The 18,022-nt window shown below is 39.4% G+C and carries 17 protein-coding genes; 10 read left to right on the forward strand and 7 right to left on the reverse strand.

Translation table 11 applies throughout. From position 1 onward, the window contains the following. Positions 1–14: 14 nt before the first annotated feature. The 4 genes from KO513_RS00680 to KO513_RS00695 form a co-directional block, all read right to left on the reverse strand. Entirely contained in the window at positions 15–2,390 is a 2,376-nt protein-coding gene (locus tag KO513_RS00680) for a sodium-translocating pyrophosphatase (protein ID WP_215911849.1), read from the reverse strand. 108 nt (positions 2,391–2,498) lie between these two features. Next, entirely contained in the window at positions 2,499–3,026 is a 528-nt protein-coding gene (locus tag KO513_RS00685; protein WP_215441147.1) for an inorganic diphosphatase, read from the reverse strand. Positions 3,027–3,233: 207 nt separating this feature from the next. Further along, a complete protein-coding gene (locus tag KO513_RS00690) occupies positions 3,234–5,735 on the reverse strand; it encodes a DUF5686 family protein (RefSeq protein ID WP_215911850.1) in 2,502 nt (833 codons plus the stop codon). Positions 5,736–5,955: 220 nt separating this feature from the next. Further along, the gene (locus tag KO513_RS00695; RefSeq protein WP_215441143.1) at positions 5,956–6,933 is read right to left on the reverse strand and encodes a pyruvate dehydrogenase complex E1 component subunit beta; all 978 of its coding nucleotides are present in this window, start codon (positions 6,931–6,933) and stop codon (positions 5,956–5,958) included. Positions 6,934–7,107: 174 nt separating this feature from the next. On the opposite strand from KO513_RS00695, the gene KO513_RS00700 reads away from it, so the two are divergent. The 8 genes from KO513_RS00700 (at position 7,108) to KO513_RS00735 (ending at position 14,625) form a co-directional block, all read left to right on the forward strand. After that, positions 7,108–7,848, forward strand: a complete 741-nt coding sequence (locus tag KO513_RS00700) for an electron transfer flavoprotein subunit beta/FixA family protein (protein ID WP_215911851.1) — start codon at positions 7,108–7,110, stop codon at positions 7,846–7,848. A 90-nt stretch (positions 7,849–7,938) separates the two neighbouring features. After that, positions 7,939–8,907 carry an electron transfer flavoprotein subunit alpha/FixB family protein gene (locus KO513_RS00705; RefSeq protein ID WP_215911852.1) on the forward strand — a complete coding sequence of 323 codons (969 nt, stop codon included), beginning with the start codon at positions 7,939–7,941 and terminating at the stop codon, positions 8,905–8,907. Positions 8,908–8,992: 85 nt separating this feature from the next. Next, the gene (locus tag KO513_RS00710) at positions 8,993–9,622 is read left to right on the forward strand and encodes a bifunctional nuclease family protein (RefSeq protein ID WP_215911853.1); all 630 of its coding nucleotides are present in this window, start codon (positions 8,993–8,995) and stop codon (positions 9,620–9,622) included. Positions 9,623–9,640: 18 nt separating this feature from the next. Further along, positions 9,641–11,089 (forward strand): NupC/NupG family nucleoside CNT transporter, encoded by a 1,449-nt coding sequence (locus tag KO513_RS00715; RefSeq protein WP_215911854.1) that lies wholly within the window; start codon positions 9,641–9,643, stop codon positions 11,087–11,089. Positions 11,090–11,195: 106 nt separating this feature from the next. Next, positions 11,196–12,020, forward strand: a complete 825-nt coding sequence (locus KO513_RS00720; protein WP_215911855.1) for a thymidylate synthase — start codon at positions 11,196–11,198, stop codon at positions 12,018–12,020. Positions 12,021–12,094: 74 nt separating this feature from the next. Beyond that, entirely contained in the window at positions 12,095–13,255 is a 1,161-nt protein-coding gene (egtB, locus tag KO513_RS00725; RefSeq protein WP_215911856.1) for an ergothioneine biosynthesis protein EgtB, read from the forward strand. A 51-nt stretch (positions 13,256–13,306) separates the two neighbouring features. Then, positions 13,307–14,278, forward strand: a complete 972-nt coding sequence (gene egtD, locus KO513_RS00730; protein ID WP_215911857.1) for an L-histidine N(alpha)-methyltransferase — start codon at positions 13,307–13,309, stop codon at positions 14,276–14,278. A 65-nt stretch (positions 14,279–14,343) separates the two neighbouring features. Next, a complete protein-coding gene (locus KO513_RS00735) occupies positions 14,344–14,625 on the forward strand; it encodes a DUF427 domain-containing protein (RefSeq protein WP_215441130.1) in 282 nt (93 codons plus the stop codon). 115 nt (positions 14,626–14,740) lie between these two features. Here the strand turns inward: KO513_RS00735 and KO513_RS00740 are convergent, their stop codons facing one another. Next, the gene (locus tag KO513_RS00740) at positions 14,741–15,040 is read right to left on the reverse strand and encodes an isoamylase early set domain-containing protein (protein ID WP_215441129.1); all 300 of its coding nucleotides are present in this window, start codon (positions 15,038–15,040) and stop codon (positions 14,741–14,743) included. Between the two features lie 169 nt (positions 15,041–15,209). Continuing rightward, a complete protein-coding gene (locus KO513_RS00745) occupies positions 15,210–16,298 on the reverse strand; it encodes an aminotransferase class V-fold PLP-dependent enzyme (RefSeq protein WP_215911858.1) in 1,089 nt (362 codons plus the stop codon). Positions 16,299–16,356: 58 nt separating this feature from the next. Between KO513_RS00745 and KO513_RS00750 the strand changes: the two genes are divergently transcribed. Together KO513_RS00750 and KO513_RS00755 are read left to right on the forward strand one after the other, a co-directional pair. Further along, the gene (locus KO513_RS00750) at positions 16,357–16,746 is read left to right on the forward strand and encodes a 2TM domain-containing protein (protein ID WP_215911859.1); all 390 of its coding nucleotides are present in this window, start codon (positions 16,357–16,359) and stop codon (positions 16,744–16,746) included. Next, positions 16,743–17,240 (forward strand): dihydrofolate reductase, encoded by a 498-nt coding sequence (locus tag KO513_RS00755; protein WP_215911860.1) that lies wholly within the window; start codon positions 16,743–16,745, stop codon positions 17,238–17,240. The genes KO513_RS00750 and KO513_RS00755 overlap by 4 nt, the downstream gene beginning before the upstream one ends. Here the strand turns inward: KO513_RS00755 and murI are convergent. Continuing rightward, positions 17,229–18,017: a glutamate racemase gene (murI, locus tag KO513_RS00760; protein ID WP_215911861.1), complete on the reverse strand. Its 789-nt coding sequence runs from the start codon at positions 18,015–18,017 to the stop codon at positions 17,229–17,231. The genes KO513_RS00755 and murI overlap by 12 nt on opposite strands. Between the last annotated feature and the right edge of the window lie 5 nt (positions 18,018–18,022).

Consider the following 18,022-nt stretch of genomic DNA (forward strand, 5'->3'; position numbering starts at 1 on the left):
AATCTATATTTAAATTATTTTCGAATATCTACCTTTTCAATGGTGATTTCAGCATCCGTTCCTTTATTGGATTCAACGTCTTTTTCAAAAGCCATTAATTGGTTTTTTACAGTTGATTCCGTACCCCTAAAAACTTTTTCTTGGATAAGCTTTTCCCCGTTTACAACTGTAGTGTATGCAATTGTTGCCTCAGCCATATTCGTATCAATAGCATTCATCTCAATTTTGATTTCCTTCGTGTTTTCAACATCGGCCATACCCGTTGCGTTCATGGCAATACTTGGCGCAATCACCAACGCCACAACGGACATTAATTTCAAAAGAATATTTAAAGAAGGCCCAGATGTATCTTTAAACGGATCACCAACAGTATCTCCTACAACTGCAGCCTTATGTGCATCCGTACCTTTGCGGCCATCGGATTCAATCATCTTCTTAGCGTTATCCCATGCACCACCGGCATTGGACTGGAAAATTGCCATTAGCACCCCGCAGGTTGTTACACCCGCCAAAAGACCGCCCAACATTTCCGCTCCACCAATGAAGCCAACTGCCACAGGAACAGCAATAGCCAACAATCCGGGCAGTACCATTTCTTTAATAGATGCCTTTGTGGAAATATCAACACATTTATCATACTCTGCATATCCATCTGCTGCATCAAAAATGGCCCTTTGTTCCGAAGTAGCTTTTGACATATCAGAATCTACTTCACGCATGACCTGCAAGGCCGCTTTTAACTGGGGAATATCCCTGAATTGACGTCTTACCTCCTCTATCATTGCCATGGCCGCACGACCAACAGCATTCATAGACAAGGCCGAAAATACAAACGGAAGCATTCCGCCCACCAAAAGACCTGCCATAATTTTAGGTTGGGACACATCAATTGAAGTTACGTTCGCCACTTTCATAAAAGCCGAAAACAAAGCCAAAGCCGTTAAAGCAGCAGAAGCGATAGCAAAACCTTTTCCTATGGCCGCAGTAGTGTTACCTACGGCATCTAATTTATCGGTACGCTCCCTAACTTCAGAAGGCAGTTCTGCCATCTCCGCAATACCACCTGCGTTATCGGAAATAGGTCCGTATGCATCAACAGCCAACTGAATTCCAGTGTTTGCCAACATACCAACAGCGGCAATAGCTATACCATATAGACCGGCAAAATGATGGGAAACTAAAATAGCGGCCGCAATTAATAAAATAGGAATCATTGTAGACATCATTCCCACTCCCAAACCAGCAATAATGTTCGTTGCAGCACCAGTTTCGGATTGCTTAACAATAGAAGAAACCGGCTTAGTACCGGTTCCCGTATAATATTCCGTAATCTTTCCTACACCTAGACCGGCAACTAAACCAGCAATGGTAGCAATGAAAATTCCCATTGACCCCATTGGCAGACCTTCAATAGTCTCAGGAATTAAAGCGTTTATAATAAAATAAGAGGCAACCACCATTAAACCGGCAGAACCAAATTCTCCAATATTTAAAGCAGTCTGTGGATTTCCACCATCCTTTACCTTAACAAAAAAGGTTCCTATAATAGACATGACAATACCAACAGCTGCAAGCACTAACGGTAAGTAGACCGCTCCCATACCTCCAAATTCCGGAGTTATGATAAAAGCACCCAAAACCATGGTTCCAATAATAGACCCTACATAAGACTCGAATAAATCCGCTCCCATACCTGCAACATCCCCAACGTTATCCCCAACATTATCTGCAATCGTAGCCGGATTTAACGGATGATCTTCTGGAATACCTGCTTCTACCTTACCTACCAAATCTGCGCCAACATCTGCGGCTTTAGTATATATACCACCGCCCACCCGAGCAAAAAGTGCAATAGAAGACGCTCCTAAAGAAAATCCTGAAAGTACATTTAGGACCAAACCTAAATTATCCGCACCCGGCCAAACACCTTGGTACACCATAAAAAGACCACTAAGCCCCAAAACACCAAGTCCAACAACACCAAGCCCCATAACGGCACCACCCGCAAAAGCAACTTCCAAGGCCTTACCTAAAGAGGTACGCGCAGCCTGTGTAGTTCGTACATTAGCTTTAGTAGCTACTTTCATGCCAATAAAACCGGCCAGTGCAGAACATATAGCACCTACAATAAAAGATAAGGCAACCATTCCGTGCGAGCCTACCTCGTTACTGCCTTTAAAATAAAGCAGCACCGCCACAGCTAACACAAAGATTGCGAGAATCTTATACTCGGCTTTTAAAAAGGACATTGCACCATCTGCAATATTCTTAGCAATACGAGCCATTTTGGCATCACCCTCGTCTTGTTTACCCACCCATACGTTTTTGGCAAAGACGAATACTAAAGCCAATATTCCAAATACTGGCAGAAATTTCACTACTAATTCCATTCGAGTTGTTGTTTAAGATTTCTAATGCCAACTAAAGTAATGAAATTGATCATATAAAAAAAAGCCTTTTTTATTGCTAAAAAAGGCTTTTTAAGGAGTGAATTTTATTTATATCGTAAAAGTGCGCTTCTTTTTTAAATCGCTCTCATCATATCGTTGTACACATTCTTTGTAAATTTTAACGGCCTCTTCGGCATCTCCCCATCCACCAGTGTCAACTTTTTTCTTTTCCAAATCCTTGTACACTTTAAAGAAATGCTCAATTTCTTTTAAACGGTGTGGATTTAGGTCACTTATATCATGGTTATTGCTCCAAATAGGATCTGAAACAGGTACACAGATAATTTTTTCATCCGGCCCTTTTTCATCGGTCATATGAAACACACCAATTGGCCTTACTTCCATAACGACCATAGGATATGTTGGTTCTGCACCCATTACCAAAACATCTAGCGGATCTTTGTCCAATGCTAAAGTCTCTGGAATGAAACCATAATCTCCAGGGTACATCATTGATGAAAAAAGCATACGGTCAAAACGTATCTTATGTAGTGCAAAATCGTATTCATATTTATTCCTACTTCCTTTTGGAATCTCAATTAAAACGTCAAAAGTTATGTCAGCTTTTTTTCCCATTTTTTAGGTTTATTTTACAGCTGCGAAGGTACAAAAATGCATACGTGTCTACCCGCAAATATTGAAAAAACATCGGCTTTTTTGACAATTATTAGAATTTGGAAATTCTTACAAGCTCCATGGCCCGAATAAGAAACAACAAATGCATAATTATAAATAATTCGTAATGAACGAACTACATAAATACGACTAGACTAGAAACTTCAATTAAAAATCAAAACCAAATGTTCCCGTAACACTAAAAGGACGTGCATCAGGTGCATCCAAATAGTTACCTCTAAAGTTAAAATCTATTCTAAGAATTTTAAATATGTTACCAATACCAAAAGAATATTCGTAATAAATTTTATCGGATGGTGCCTGCAATGGGGTATTTATGGTTGCCGGCGTACTTAGAGCTATATTTTCATCTGACAAATCTCCCCAAACTCCTCTAAGGCCAATAATCTCCCTTAAATTCAGCTTTCGCAACAACGGAATACGGGAAAAAATTCGCCCGTTAAAATTATGTTGCAGGTGCAATGCCACATAGGTGTCCGTAACAAATTCATAGAAATCCAAATTTGGAAAGGTACCGTAGTTTGAAAAGAATGTCTGATTTCCAGGAACCACATTCAACAACCCAAGTGGTACCGTATTAAAGGTCTTACCCATCTCCAAGGTAGAAAAAAGTCTACCAAAACCACCTATTTGCCATGGCTGGCTGTATGAAAATTGAAGTTTGCTATAACTAAAATCGCTATCAAAAACCACATCTACACCTTTGGTATAACTCAATAACAGCGTACTGTAATCATCATTCATACCCTTACGCTCCACACCATAGCCAATAGTTCTCTTGCCAGGCGTATAAATCATGATTGCATTAAAATCAAACTGGTTTATCTCAGATGAAATTCCCGTTGGGGAATTGGGGTCCACATAATCCAAACTAAAATCATCCGGTAAAGCAGAGCTTAATTTTCTAAACGTTCCGCCAACCCCAAACCTTACATTGGTAATAGGCTCAATCTCTACACTGAATTTACTGAGATTAATGTTCGTTAACCTGTTATTGGCACCAACGGTAACCAACGAAGACGAGGCAATGCTACGGCCAAGAACATCATTTGTAGCCGTTAGGCTTACCCCCAGCTGCTCAATATCGCGCCGGTTGCCCCCAGAAACAATAAGCCTGCTCTTTTGGTCAAGCAATATTTTTCCTGACACTCCATGTTTAAACTTTCTATCTGTAAAACCATACGCGGTATATCCTTCAACACGCCAAAGGTCATTTTCACCAAAATAGGAACGTGCCCCAATACGTACACGTGGGCCTTCTGCTTGATTGTAACCAAAAACATCATATACCGAACCGATGTCCATATTCCACTTATCAATCTCTACATACCCACTACCTAAAATACTTACTAGATTGTAGTACGACTTAAATTTAGGAACCGTCTTTAAGGTATCCAATAGCTGGTAAATTCCTTTTTCGTCCTTGTTTAAACTCTCCAACCTATTATTCTGCCAAAACGTACTGTCCCGGTTTAAGACCACAGGGTCATACGGGTTACTCTCTGTCTTATAAAATTCTTTGGGTTTCTTTTGATCAAAGGCATAATTATCAAATACGGTAGTACGCTTTCCGTACATACCTCTGGACTCTTCCTTTTTCTGAAAACTAAAATCGCTCATCATATAATCGCGCTTCAGCAGAAATACGGAGTCATTGACCACCTCAAAATCCTGTTCAATATAAATTTCTTTTACCCAGTTGATATTGGCACTTTTGGTAACTTCTAAATTGATATTCTTTACGGCATAGGTAGTATCGTTTACCCAAAAGTCTCCCTTAAACGTAAGTTCGTTCTTTCGTCTTGGATAATAGACAATATTATAACACCATTTATTTTCTATGAAAGCACTATCCCTAAGTGCATAATTATAAACATCCACACCCGTTCTTGACAGTGGGCTGGTAAAACTTTTATCAAAGAACTTTAAATAATTATCATAAATATCATATTCCTGATAGAGGTCTGCCACAAAGGCGATTATAGCTTGATTGTTGTCAAAACCCGAGTTTTTATTACCCAATATATCTTCCTTTTCCTCATCAAAGCGATTGTCTCCATAAACTTTGGAGAAGGTTTCGTTCAAAAAGATAGGCAGGTAAGTCTTACCGGTAATACGCGAAGTGTCCAAATCCTTAAAAACAAATTCCAGCCCCTTGAATATTTTTTTCTTCATCAAGGCGCTGTCTATCGTATTCAGGTCAAATTCTACCTTTTCATATTTCTCAAAGGCATATTGATCAAACTTACGCAGGCCGTTCTCTCTTTTTTTAGCCCATATTTTTTTCAGTATTTCTACCGCAGGATTGTTTTTCTTAGGTTGTTTTCCTCCAACAAGCACAACTTCATCTAATTGTTGGGAGGCCTCTTTCATGACAACCTTCATTTTATAGGTTACTTTAGACTCTAGCGGAATCTCTACATTCTCATAACCAATAAAGGAGACTACAAGCGTGGTATGGTCCCCATCCGACTCCATATAGAAATTACCATTATCATCCGTAATGGTACCCTCGTACGAACCCTTAAAAAGAATATTAGCGAAAGCTACCGGCTGGTTATCTTCGTCTACAACTGTACCGCCTACTTTTGTTTGTGCACCGACAACCAAAGAAAAAAGCAGTAAAACAAATAAAAGGAGGTTCTTCATCTAAGAAATTTTCTCTGTACTCTATAAACAAATAATGTACCAGAACAGATTATAGTACAATTGTTGATTAGTTTTTTTTGCATTCAAAATAAAGTCCGCTACTGTTTTCAAGCTAAAAATCTAAATCCAAGCCAAAAAACACTAAACTGAAATCCTAAAAAAAAATGCTTCACCGACACTAAGTCGGTGAAGCAAAAGTACCTTTACAAATTAGTTATATCTATTTGTATAACACTTTCTTAACAGCCTTAACCACATCTTCATGGTTTGGCAACCATTCTTCCAACAATACTGGAGAATATGGCGCCGGTGTATCGGCAGTGTTTATTTTCTCTATAGGTGCATCCAAATAATCAAAAGCATTGGACTGCACATGAAAGGTCAATTCCGTTGCCACATTGCCAAACGGCCATGCCTCCTCAAGAATAACCAAACGATTTGTTTTCTTTACAGACTTTAATACAGCTTCGTAATCCAATGGTTTAACGGTACGTAAATCAATGATTTCACAGCTAATACCTTCTTTTTGAAGTTCGTCCGCAGCTTTATCGGCTTCTTTAATTATTTTACCAAAAGATACAATAGTAACATCGCTACCCTCTCTTCGGATATCGGCAACACCTAAAGGAATTGTGTATTCCCCTTCTGGAACCTCACCCTTATCTCCGTACATCTGCTCAGACTCCATAAAAATAACAGGATCATTATCGCGAATAGCCGATTTCAATAACCCTTTTGCATCTGCAGGATTGGAAGGCACTACAACCTTTAACCCAGGACAGTTAGCATACCAGCTTTCAAAAGCCTGGGAATGTGTTGCGGCCAATTGACCTGCAGAACCCGTAGGACCTCTAAAAACTATTGGACAAGGAAATTGCCCACCAGACATCTGACGGATTTTAGCCGCATTATTGATGATCTGATCGATACCTACCAAAGCAAAGTTAAACGTCATGAACTCTATTATAGGACGGCAACCGGTCATTGTAGACCCTACACCTATACCAGCAAAACCTAGTTCGGCAATTGGCGTATCTATAACTCGTTTGGCACCAAACTCATCTAGCATTCCTTTAGAAGCTTTGTAAGCACCGTTATATTCGGCAACCTCTTCTCCCATCAGATAAACTGACTCGTCTTTTCTCATTTCTTCCGACATCGCCTCGACAATGGCTTCCCTAAATTGTAATGTCTTCATATTATATGGAGTATCTTTTTATTATGATCGTTAAAAACGCAAGCAAAAATAGGAAAATATATATCAATTAAAGGGCTCTCAGAATCAAAAAAAGTTATAAAAAATACTATGCATGCATAGTATTTTCAAAAAAGTTTCCATATCTTCGTCTAGATTATAAATAGCTTTATAGACATGAAAATATTAGTTTGCATAAGTAATGTTCCTGACACGACCTCAAAAATAAACTTTACGGACGGTGATACAAAATTTGACACCAATGGCGTACAGTTTGTCATAAACCCTAATGATGAGTTTGGTTTAACCCGTGCCATGTGGTTCAAGGAAAAGCAAGGAGCTACCGTACACATTGCTACAGTAGGCGAAGCCAGCGTGGAACCAACTATGCGTAAGGCACTTGCCATTGGCGCTGATGAAGCCATTAGGGTTAACGCCGCTCCGGTAGACGGATTTTTCGTTGCCGAACAACTGGCCAGCATTGTTAAGGACGGAGCCTACGACCTTGTTATAGCAGGCAGGGAAAGTATTGATTACAACGGAGGAATGGTTCCCGGAATTCTGGCCACTCTTTTGGGAATGAATTTTATAAACACCTGTATAAGTCTTGAAATAGAAGGCGATACGGCAACGGCTATACGAGAAATAGACGGCGGAAAAGAAACCGTACAGGCTTCCCTACCTCTAGTTATTGGTGGGCAAAAAGGCCTTGTACAGGAAAGTGACCTAAAAATACCTAACATGAGAGGTATTATGATGGCTCGAAAAAAGACACTTACCGTAGTGGAGCCTATTGGCGCTACCGTTGCGACCAAAGATGCGAAATTTGACAAGCCTACCGCAAAAGGAAGTGTAAAATTGGTGAATTCCGCAGATGAGTTGGTAGATTTATTGCACAACGAAGCCAAGGTAATTTAATTACGCTAGATAGGTTCTCAACCAAGGGCCACAAGCCCACAAAACCCTATTCAGCTTAACTTTATCTCTAAAAATTAAACAATACACCACATGTCAGTATTAGTATATACAGAATCCGAAAACGGAAAATTCAAAAAAAGTGCCTTTGAAGTGGCATCATATGCCAAAGCTGTGGCAGACCAGTTAGGCTCATCAGTTACTGCAATTGCATTTAACGCTAGTGATAACGAAGCCTTGGGAACTTATGGTGTTTCCAAAGTATTGAACATAGCCGATGACAAACTTTCGACTTTCAGTGCCGCCGCATACGCTAATAGTATTATGCAGGCCGCCAATAGTGAAGGTGCACAGGTAGTTATCGTAAGCTCCAGCACCAACAGCAAATTCTTGGCGCCAATCCTAGCTGCGAAATTAAAAGCAGGATACGTACCCAATGTTGTTGCCGCGCCGGAAAGCACATCTCCATTAAGCGTAAAGCGTACCGCATTTAGTAATAAAGGCTTTGCTCATACAGAAATTACTACGGATACCAAGATTATTGGTGTTTCTAATAACGCATTTGGCATAAAAGAGAATCCCACAACTGCAGCGGTTGAAACTTTTACTGCAGATTTAAGCGATGCTGATTTCTCCGTTAAGTCCGTTGAAATAGACAAGGTTGCCGGTCAGGTAACCATTGCGGACGCAGAGATTGTGGTTTCCGGTGGACGAGGTCTTAAAGGTCCTGAAAATTGGGGAATGATCGAAGATCTTGCCCAAGTTCTTGGTGCCGCTACAGCTTGCTCAAAACCTGTTTCCGATATGGGATGGAGACCCCACGGAGAGCACGTTGGGCAAACCGGAAAGCCGGTTGCATCCAACTTATACATAGCTATTGGTATTTCAGGAGCTATACAACATTTGGCAGGAGTAAGTGCCTCAAAAACCAAAGTGGTCATTAACTCGGACCCTGAAGCACCATTTTTTAAAGCTGCCGACTACGGAATTGTGGGTGACGCCTTTGAAGTGGTACCAAAGCTCATCGAAAAATTAAAGGAATTTAAAGCGCAAAACGCTTAATTTTTGTTAATTTGCGCTCATTAAAGGGCTGTTTAAATGCATGGTACGCCCGTATTTAAACAGTCTTTTGTATTTTAAAGATTCTATGAGCTTAGTAAGGTTAAAAATAAAAGGTATTTCCTATAGCCAAACACAAAACGGGGCATATGCCCTTATTTTGAACGAAGTGGAAGGCGATCGTAAATTACCCATCGTTATCGGTGCTTTTGAAGCACAGTCCATTGCCATTGCACTTGAAAAGGAAATAAAACCACCTAGACCTTTAACCCACGATTTGTTCAAAAACTTTTCAGATCGTTTTGACATTGTTATCAAACAGGTTATTATCCACAAATTGGTAGACGGTGTTTTTTACTCCAGTATTATATGCGAGCGCGATAAAATTGAGGAGATTATAGATGCTAGAACCAGTGATGCCATTGCATTGGCTCTCCGGTTTAACGCCCCTATTTTTACCTACAAGACTATTTTGGACAAAGCAGGAATCTTTTTAAAGTTCTCGTCAAAAGACAAGGAAAAAGAAGAAACCGATGACAGCATTGTAGTTGACGAAATCTTACAAGAGGGCGAAACTGTAGAAATCGAATCCGGTGCAACAGATGGTTATACGGAACTTTCTGTTGATGAGCTCCACAAAGAGCTTGATAAAGCCGTAGCCAACGAAGATTACGAAAAAGCGGCCAAGTTACGGGACGAGATTTCAAAAAGAAACTGATAAACAAGCAAGTACCCTATGAAAATCAACCCTTGGATTGTTCTGCTTGCCCTTTTCATTTTTTTCCCATCCATAGCACAAGATAGTATTACCGTACCCAATGTTGAAACAACGGTAATCAATGATGTAATTTCAGAAACCACCAACAAAATAAAACCTAACGAAGGCTTTACTCTAAGCAGTTTAGGCCGTGGTATATTGGGTATGGTGGTGCTTTTACTTATTTCATTTTTATTCAGTTCTAACCGAAAGGCCATCAATTGGAAAACGGTTGGCATAGGTCTTACCCTACAACTTTTCATTGCTGTTGGTGTACTAAAGGTACCTTTAATCCAAAAGGGATTTGAATCCGTTGGTGAAGTTTTTATCAGTATTTTAGGGTTCACCCGTGCGGGAAGTAAATTTCTTTTTGAAGGTTTAGTAGTTGACACCAATACATTTGGCTACATTTTTGCATTTCAAGTATTGCCTACCATTATCTTCTTTTCTGCACTTACCTCTTTATTATTCTATTTAGGAGTAATCCAGAAAGTGGTTAGGGCATTGGCCTGGATGCTTTCTAAAACATTGGGTATATCCGGAGCCGAAAGTCTTTCTGTTGCAGGAAATATCTTTTTAGGTCAGACCGAAGCACCTTTATTGATCAAGGCGTATTTGGAAAAAATGAACCGTTCGGAAATACTATTGGTAATGATTGGCGGAATGGCTACCGTTGCCGGAGCTGTTTTAGCTGCCTATATAGGTTTTTTAGGCGGTGAGGATAAATTGCTGCAGTTGATTTTTGCGAAACACTTATTGGCAGCATCAGTCATGGCCGCACCAGGAGCAATCGTAATCTCAAAAATATTATATCCGCAAACGGAAGTCGTTAATACGGATATTGAAGTTTCTACGGAAAAAATCGGTTCAAATATGTTAGACGCCATAGCTAACGGAACAACTGAAGGGCTAAAATTAGCGGTTAACGTTGGTGCCATGCTTTTGGTTTTTGTTGCTATGATCGCCATGATCAATGGTATTTTAGGATATGCGGGAGACCTGACCCATTTAAATGATTGGATCGTAGAGAACACGGCTTATAAAAAATTCTCTTTAGAAGCTATTCTCGGAACCATCTTTGCGCCTCTTATGTGGTTAATAGGCGTTGCAAAAGAAGATGTTATGTTCATGGGGCAATTATTGGGTATAAAGCTAGCCGCAAGCGAGTTTATTGGCTACAAACAATTGGCCGAACTAAAAGATTTAAGCAGAGGAGCCAACCTAACTTATAACAAATCTGTTATTATGGCCACTTATATGCTCTGCGGATTTGCAAACTTTGCATCTATTGGCATACAGATTGGCGGTATCGGCTCTTTAGCTCCCGGTCAGCGCAAGACACTTTCCGAATTTGGTCTTAAGGCCGTACTTGGTGGTTCAATTGCATCTTTACTCTCCGCTACTATTGCGGGTATGATTTTGGGGTAACCGAGAGTTAGAATATTCAGCAAAAATATCTCGGTTAATAAATTACTGATAACTCAAAATAGCAATTCCTTTTCCTTTTCCTTTTACCCATTATCTTTACGCTACTATGAAACAATACCACGATTTACTAAAGCACGTACTCGAAAACGGCAACCAAAAAGGAGACCGTACAGGAACTGGAACATTGAGCGTTTTTGGATATCAAATGCGTTTTGACCTTAGCAAAGGTTTTCCCATGGTAACGACCAAAAAGTTACACCTGAAGTCTATTGTTTATGAGTTGCTTTGGTTCTTGAAAGGAGATACCAATATTAAATACCTTCAAGAAAACGGCGTGCGTATCTGGAATGAGTGGGCAGACGAGAATGGTGATTTAGGCCCTGTTTATGGTCATCAATGGCGTAATTGGAACAATGATGAGATTGATCAAATTAAAGATGTTATTCAATCTTTAAAAAACAATCCTAACAGCAGACGTATGTTGGTTTCGGCATGGAACCCAAGTGTACTTCCGGACACTTCAAAATCGTTTTCTGAAAATGTGGCCAACGGCAAAGCGGCACTCCCTCCCTGCCATGCCTTTTTTCAGTTTTATGTTGCTGATGGCAAGCTTTCATGTCAACTTTACCAACGTAGTGCAGACATCTTTCTAGGCGTACCGTTTAACATTGCATCTTACGCACTATTTACAATGATGATGGCACAAGTGTGTGGCTATGAGGCAGGTGAATTTATTCACACTTTTGGTGACGCCCACATCTACAACAACCATATGGAACAGGTAGAATTGCAATTGAGTCGCGAACCTAGGCCACTATCAAAAATGGTTATCAACCCGGAAATAAAAGACATTTTCGACTTTAAGTTTGAAGATTTCAGCCTGGAGGATTACAACCCTCACCCACATATTAAGGGTGCTGTTGCCGTTTAGCGTTCACCAAAAATACTATTGAGCTCATGGCGTACATTCTATAATCCTTATATTTATAGAATATAAAAATTGCTATGACCTCAACCGATTCCCTCGTTGATTTTTTTTTAGAGACGCGCCTGCACACAGAAAACATTTGCAAGCCTCTAGAAATTGAAGACTACGTGGTTCAACCCATTGTAGATGTTTCCCCTCCTAAATGGCACCTAGGACACACGACTTGGTTTTTTGAAGAATTTATTTTAAAACCTCATTTTAAGGGCTATACCGTTTTTGATGAGGATTTTTCCTTTGTATTCAATAGTTACTATGAAACCGTAGGCAAACGTGTAGTGCGTTCCGATCGGGGTAATCTATCGCGCCCCTCTGTAGACAGTGTCTATGCTTATCGCACGTACGTAACAGAAGGAATAAAAACCCTATTTAGCGCATCACAAAATCAAGAATTAGATGACCTGTTGGAAATAGGTATACATCATGAAAAGCAGCATCAAGAGTTGTTATTAACGGATATTAAGTTTATTCTGGGCAACAACCCGTTGTTACCCGTTTATTCAAATAACTTTAAAGAGCATCCACATGAAAATGAACCACAAGAGTGGATTTCTATGGATGAAGGTATTTACGAAATAGGCCATAACTCTAACACTTTTTGCTATGATAATGAACTGGGAAGGCATAAAGTATACCTACACCCGTTTCAGGTATCAAAAAATCTTATTACCAATCAAGAATATATGGCATTCATTGAAGCCGGAGGTTATAAGAAATTTGACCTTTGGCATGCAGAAGGTTGGGATTGGATAAACCAAAACAACATTTCCGCACCTTTATACTGGCACAATATTGACGGACTTTGGCATAATTATACGCTAAACGGGCTTCAGGAAATTACACCCAATGCCCCCGTTACCCACATTTCATATTTTGAGGCATTCGCTTTTGCACAATGGAAAGGCTGCCGTCTTGCTACAGAATTTGAATGGGAAGCGGCCCAATCACTCTTTAATTGGGGAAAGCGATGGGAATGGACGGAAAGCGCTTATCTCCCCTACCCCAATTATAAAAAAGCTGATGGCGCCCTAGGTGAATACAACGGTAAATTTATGGTGAATCAGAAAGTACTGCGTGGTGGTTCCGTTGCCACACCCGTACATCATACCAGACCCACATACCGTAACTTCTTTCAGACTCAACTAAGATGGCAATATACCGGTTTAAGGCTGGCCAAATAATTTTTTAGACGACACACGTATAGTATTTAGAACTTTTCCGACCTAAGAGGCATGCATAAACCAACCCAAATACTTTTTGAGACCCAATTTGAAGAAGATGTCCATACCGGGCTAACGGATTTCCCCAAACATTTATCGTCCAAATATTTCTATGACGAGAAGGGAGACAAACTTTTTCAGGATATCATGAATATGCCAGAGTATTACCTTACTCAGAAAGAGTTTGATATTCTTATGAATCACACCCACGAAATAGCCGAGCTTTTTGCTTCGGGAATCCCTAAATTCAAACTTATAGAGTTGGGTGCCGGAGATGGTAAAAAGACTAAAATCCTATTAAAACACCTTTCAGAAAATAACTACGATTTCAAATACCAACCTATTGACATTAGTCAAAACGTGCTTAATGGCTTGGAACAATCCCTTAAAAAAGAGCTGCCCAATGTGGTTGTAGAACCCCAACAAGGCACCTATTTTGAGGCATTGAAAAAAATAAACTCCAAAAACGGTACTAAGAAAATAATTCTCTTCTTAGGTTCTAACATTGGAAACCTCTTGCACGAGCAAGCTATAGACTTTCTCAAAAGTGTTCAAGAGCTTATGCAAAAGGATGATTTGTTCTTTATTGGGTTTGACATGAAAAAAAACCCACAGACCATTCTAGACGCTTACAATGATCAAGCCGGAATAACTGCAGCATTCAATAAAAACGTATTGGCCAGGATCAATACAGAACTTGGCGGCAATTTTGATTTGGACAACTTTCTACACTGGGAAGTATATGACCCGGAAACCGGAACGGCAAAGAGTTACTTGGTAGCCAAAGAAGCCCAATCTGTAAGTATTGAAAAGTTAGACGTACTAATTGATTTTGAACAGTGGGAAACAATACATACCGAGATTTCCCAAAAGTATGACGACAAGGTGGTTGCTTGGCTAGCCAAAGAAGCGGGTCTAAAAATAGAAACAGAGTTTTGTGATGCCGAAAACCATTACAAAAATTTTGTACTAAGAAAAAAGTAACTTCAACACCTTCTAACTTTAATTATTTACCTGCCGTTTAAAGGAATGGCATAAATGCGTTTGATATGAAAGCAATTTGGAACAATACCGTAATAGCGGAAAGTGATGAAACAGTTGTTGTAGAAAACAACCATTATTTTCCTGCGGAAAGTATTAAAAAAGAATACTTCAAAACAAGTGAAACACATACTACTTGCCCATGGAAAGGTCAGGCACATTACTATACCCTAATGGTTGATGGCAAGGAAAATCCTGATGCAGCATGGTACTACCCAGAAGTTAGCCCATTGGCCAAAGGTATCAAAGGCCGAGTTGCTTTCTGGAAGGGAGTTACCGTTGAAGCATAGAAACAAATAGATAATTAGCACAACCGCTTCTACACAAGCTTGTGCAATTACTTCAAAGTAAAAAAAGCCGGGACATAAACATGTTCCGGCTTTCTATATATTTCTAACGAATGAATTATAAATCCAGAACGGCGTTTTCACCACCTGCATAATCATTCCACTGGTAACGATCAGCTTCCGCTTCATTTACATAGTTACCGTCTATGATATATTTAAACTCAAAAGAAGTCTCTTTAGGAAGTTCTAAAGTACCTTTGAAATTTCCGTTTTTCAACTTCTTCAATGAACTTGCTTTGTTTGCTTTCCAGTTATTGAAATCACCAACAACAGCCACTTTTGATGCTTCCTCTGCAGGAACCGTAAAAGTAACTTTACAAACGGGTTTTGTTTTTAGATACTGTTTTGAAATTGCCATTATGTATTATTTTAAATTGATTTTTTAGTTTCTAAATCAAGGGCAAAACTAACATATTAAAATGCTCATATACAATGATTAACGCATTTTTATCATTTTCGCAATATTTACATAACAAATAGTAATTGGATGCAAAATATTGTCATCCTTTTCTCTACATTGTAATCGTCTATATAGCTGTTTTTAAGATTTTTACAACTTCATTGATATCTTCTTCACTATTGTAAAAATGAAAACTAAGCCTAATACCGTCTCCGCGTTGCGAACAGATGACACCTTTGGCCGTTAATATTTGAAAAAGAGCATCATTTCCTTCTATATTAAATATAGTACTATGATTGTCTCTACCTAGTATTGACTTAGGCAACAATCCTAGTTCGCCAAATTCATTTTTTGCTTTTTTAGAAAGCAATTTTAACTGATTTTCTATAGCATCCTTACCCAAGGCACTCAAATACTCTAAGGAAAACTTTAAACTCCCAAAGTTTAACGTATCTAAATGTCCCGGCTCAAACCTATTGGCAAATGGTATGCTATCCCTTGCACCTAGATTATGCCCCGAAGCATTGTAACCTATTGTTCGTACAGCAAACGTTTCTTCCATTCCATCCTTGAACAACATAAAACCGTTTCCATAACCGGACAACAACCATTTATACGCACTTGCTCCTAGAACATCCAATGGCGAACTATCAAAATCAAAGTTTGACGTGCCACAAAACTGCGTGCCATCGGCAATTATTTTCAATTTAGGAAATTTCTGCTTAATTTTTGTAAGAAAATCTAAATTTATATGAATTCCGTTGGTCCATTGCACTAAGCTTAAAGCCAATACGGTAATTTTATCCTTCTCGATCTGATTCAAAATAGTGGCTTCCAAATCTTCGTTCAAAGGAACATAGGATACATCAAAACCACGGTATTCAAAAGGCCAATTTACCGATGGATAATCATCTTCAACCAATAATACCTTATGGCTCCTGTCCAGTCCCTCTAGAAGTATATTCAACCCTAGCGTAAAATTTTGGACCAATGCTGTATTCTCCTTTTTAGCTCCAAAAAAATTGGCTACCGTTTCGCGCGTTTCAGAAATTAACTTAGCGGCTACCTCATTTCTAAAATTACTTCCGCCTATTAAATAATCCAGATCATGTTCCTGGCGCCACTCCATTAAATCGTCATTAAGTAATCCTGAAGAAGCGGTGTTAGCATAGATATACTGACTTAAAACGGGAAAGTGTTTTCTGGTATTTTTCATCTTGTATTCGCTGTGTCGGCAATTGCCTTATCTTTGTAATCTAAAGATAACTATTCGTATGTTCTCTAAAAATAAAAACCGCTCCGAAGTAGATCTTGAGCAACACGAAATGCTTGAGAACGCTCAAACCCGCATAAAACAAAAGAAACGGCTCTACGTTCATTTTGTCATTTTTCTAATTGGCAGTGTCTTTTTAATTCTAATAAATAAGATTTTAAAATACGGCGAGACCTATGACTGGTTTATTTGGGGCATTACCTTTTGGGCCTTTTTATTTGTCATACATGCTTTTAATGTTTTTATTACCCAAAAATTTATGGGCAAGGATTGGGAACGCACCCAACGTGAAAAACTGGTAACCAAACAAAAAAAGCGTATTGCCGAAATACAAAAGGAAATAGAGACCGATTTTCCGCTATCCAAAATCAACAAAAAAATTGAACCATGAAAACTGTAGCAATGATAGCGGCGGCGGCCGAGGACAATGCTCTAGGAAAAGACAATGACCTCCTATGGCATTTACCGGACGACTTTAAGAGGTTTAAAAAACTAACTTCCGGGCACAGCATTATTATGGGAAGAAAAACGTACGAAAGCTTTCCCAAGCCCCTTCCCAACCGTAAACATATCATCATAACCAGGGATAAAAACTATACCGTAGACTATGATACTTGTGTTGTTGTGTATTCTTTAACCGAAGCATTGCAGCTTGTAAAGGACGAGCCCTTATCATTTATAATTGGAGGAGGGGAAATCTACAAGCTTGGAATGGAACAAGCTAACAAAATTGAACTTACCCGCGTACATGGCACTTTTGAAGATGCCGACACTTTTTTCCCGGAAATTGATGAGTCCGTTTGGGAACTTGCAACCGAGCAATACCATCCGGCAGATGAGAAACACAAATACGCATTTACGTATCTTACCTACTTAAAAATCTAATTTTTCAACTAAAAAATCTGCCGAAACATCCTCCACAAAACGCTTTAGAACGTCAGGAGCTACGTTAGTATAAAGTCTATGTCCTGCCGGCTCATTTGATGCATTGAGCGCATCGTTCTTTTGGAGCACGGCCCGTACCTGTCTTGCTACTGCTTCTCCGGAATCAATAATCCTTACATGAGCGGGCAATAGACTTTTTAGAACAGGTATTAGGTATGGATAATGGGTACAGCCCAAAACCAGATGGTCCATGCCTTGTTCAAGCATAGGGCTCACATATTTATTTAAAAGTTCCTTGGTTTCCTTAGCTTCTACTTTGCCGCTTTCTATTAACGGCACCAAACCGGTTCCTTCTTGTTCAATAATCTTAATTCCGGCAGCATGGTTAATAGATGTGCTATGAAAAAGACTACTGGATAGCGTTCCTTTTGTAGCCAACACACCCACAGTCTTAGATTCTGATTGTAAGGCCGCAGGCTTTATTGCCGGCTCTATGCCTATAAAAGGAACTTTGTAATGCGCCCTTAAATACGATATGGCATTGGTAGTGGCCGTATTACAGGCAACCACAATAATCTTACAGCCTTTATCCAGAAGAAACTCTGTATTCTTTATACTTAGCTGTAGAATCTCTTCCTGTGATTTCTCACCGTAAGGTGCATTTTTACTATCTGCCAAATACAGGGTATTCTCATTAGGTAGGAGTTTCTGAATTTCTTTCCAAATGGAAGTTCCTCCAACCCCTGAATCAAAAACACCAATTGGCCTATTGTTCATATGCT

The organism is Zobellia sp. B3R18 (genome assembly GCF_018860715.1).
GTDB lineage: Bacteria > Bacteroidota > Bacteroidia > Flavobacteriales > Flavobacteriaceae > Zobellia > Zobellia russellii.

Bases quoted from the DNA above. Each gene is read 5' to 3' on its own strand.
- KO513_RS00680 (WP_215911849.1), bottom strand. From the start codon at position 2,390: ATGGAATTAGTAGTGAAATTTCTGCCAGTATTTGGAATATTGGCTTTA.
- KO513_RS00685 (WP_215441147.1), bottom strand. From the start codon at position 3,026: ATGGGAAAAAAAGCTGACATAACTTTTGACGTTTTAATTGAGATTCCA.
- KO513_RS00690 (WP_215911850.1), bottom strand. From the start codon at position 5,735: ATGAAGAACCTCCTTTTATTTGTTTTACTGCTTTTTTCTTTGGTTGTC.
- KO513_RS00695 (WP_215441143.1), bottom strand. From the start codon at position 6,933: ATGAAGACATTACAATTTAGGGAAGCCATTGTCGAGGCGATGTCGGAA.
- KO513_RS00700 (WP_215911851.1), top strand. From the start codon at position 7,108: ATGAAAATATTAGTTTGCATAAGTAATGTTCCTGACACGACCTCAAAA.
- KO513_RS00705 (WP_215911852.1), top strand. From the start codon at position 7,939: ATGTCAGTATTAGTATATACAGAATCCGAAAACGGAAAATTCAAAAAA.
- KO513_RS00710 (WP_215911853.1), top strand. From the start codon at position 8,993: ATGAGCTTAGTAAGGTTAAAAATAAAAGGTATTTCCTATAGCCAAACA.
- KO513_RS00715 (WP_215911854.1), top strand. From the start codon at position 9,641: ATGAAAATCAACCCTTGGATTGTTCTGCTTGCCCTTTTCATTTTTTTC.
- KO513_RS00720 (WP_215911855.1), top strand. From the start codon at position 11,196: ATGAAACAATACCACGATTTACTAAAGCACGTACTCGAAAACGGCAAC.
- egtB (WP_215911856.1), top strand. From the start codon at position 12,095: ATGACCTCAACCGATTCCCTCGTTGATTTTTTTTTAGAGACGCGCCTG.
- egtD (WP_215911857.1), top strand. From the start codon at position 13,307: ATGCATAAACCAACCCAAATACTTTTTGAGACCCAATTTGAAGAAGAT.
- KO513_RS00735 (WP_215441130.1), top strand. From the start codon at position 14,344: ATGAAAGCAATTTGGAACAATACCGTAATAGCGGAAAGTGATGAAACA.
- KO513_RS00740 (WP_215441129.1), bottom strand. From the start codon at position 15,040: ATGGCAATTTCAAAACAGTATCTAAAAACAAAACCCGTTTGTAAAGTT.
- KO513_RS00745 (WP_215911858.1), bottom strand. From the start codon at position 16,298: ATGAAAAATACCAGAAAACACTTTCCCGTTTTAAGTCAGTATATCTAT.
- KO513_RS00750 (WP_215911859.1), top strand. From the start codon at position 16,357: ATGTTCTCTAAAAATAAAAACCGCTCCGAAGTAGATCTTGAGCAACAC.
- KO513_RS00755 (WP_215911860.1), top strand. From the start codon at position 16,743: ATGAAAACTGTAGCAATGATAGCGGCGGCGGCCGAGGACAATGCTCTA.
- murI (WP_215911861.1), bottom strand. From the start codon at position 18,017: ATGAACAATAGGCCAATTGGTGTTTTTGATTCAGGGGTTGGAGGAACT.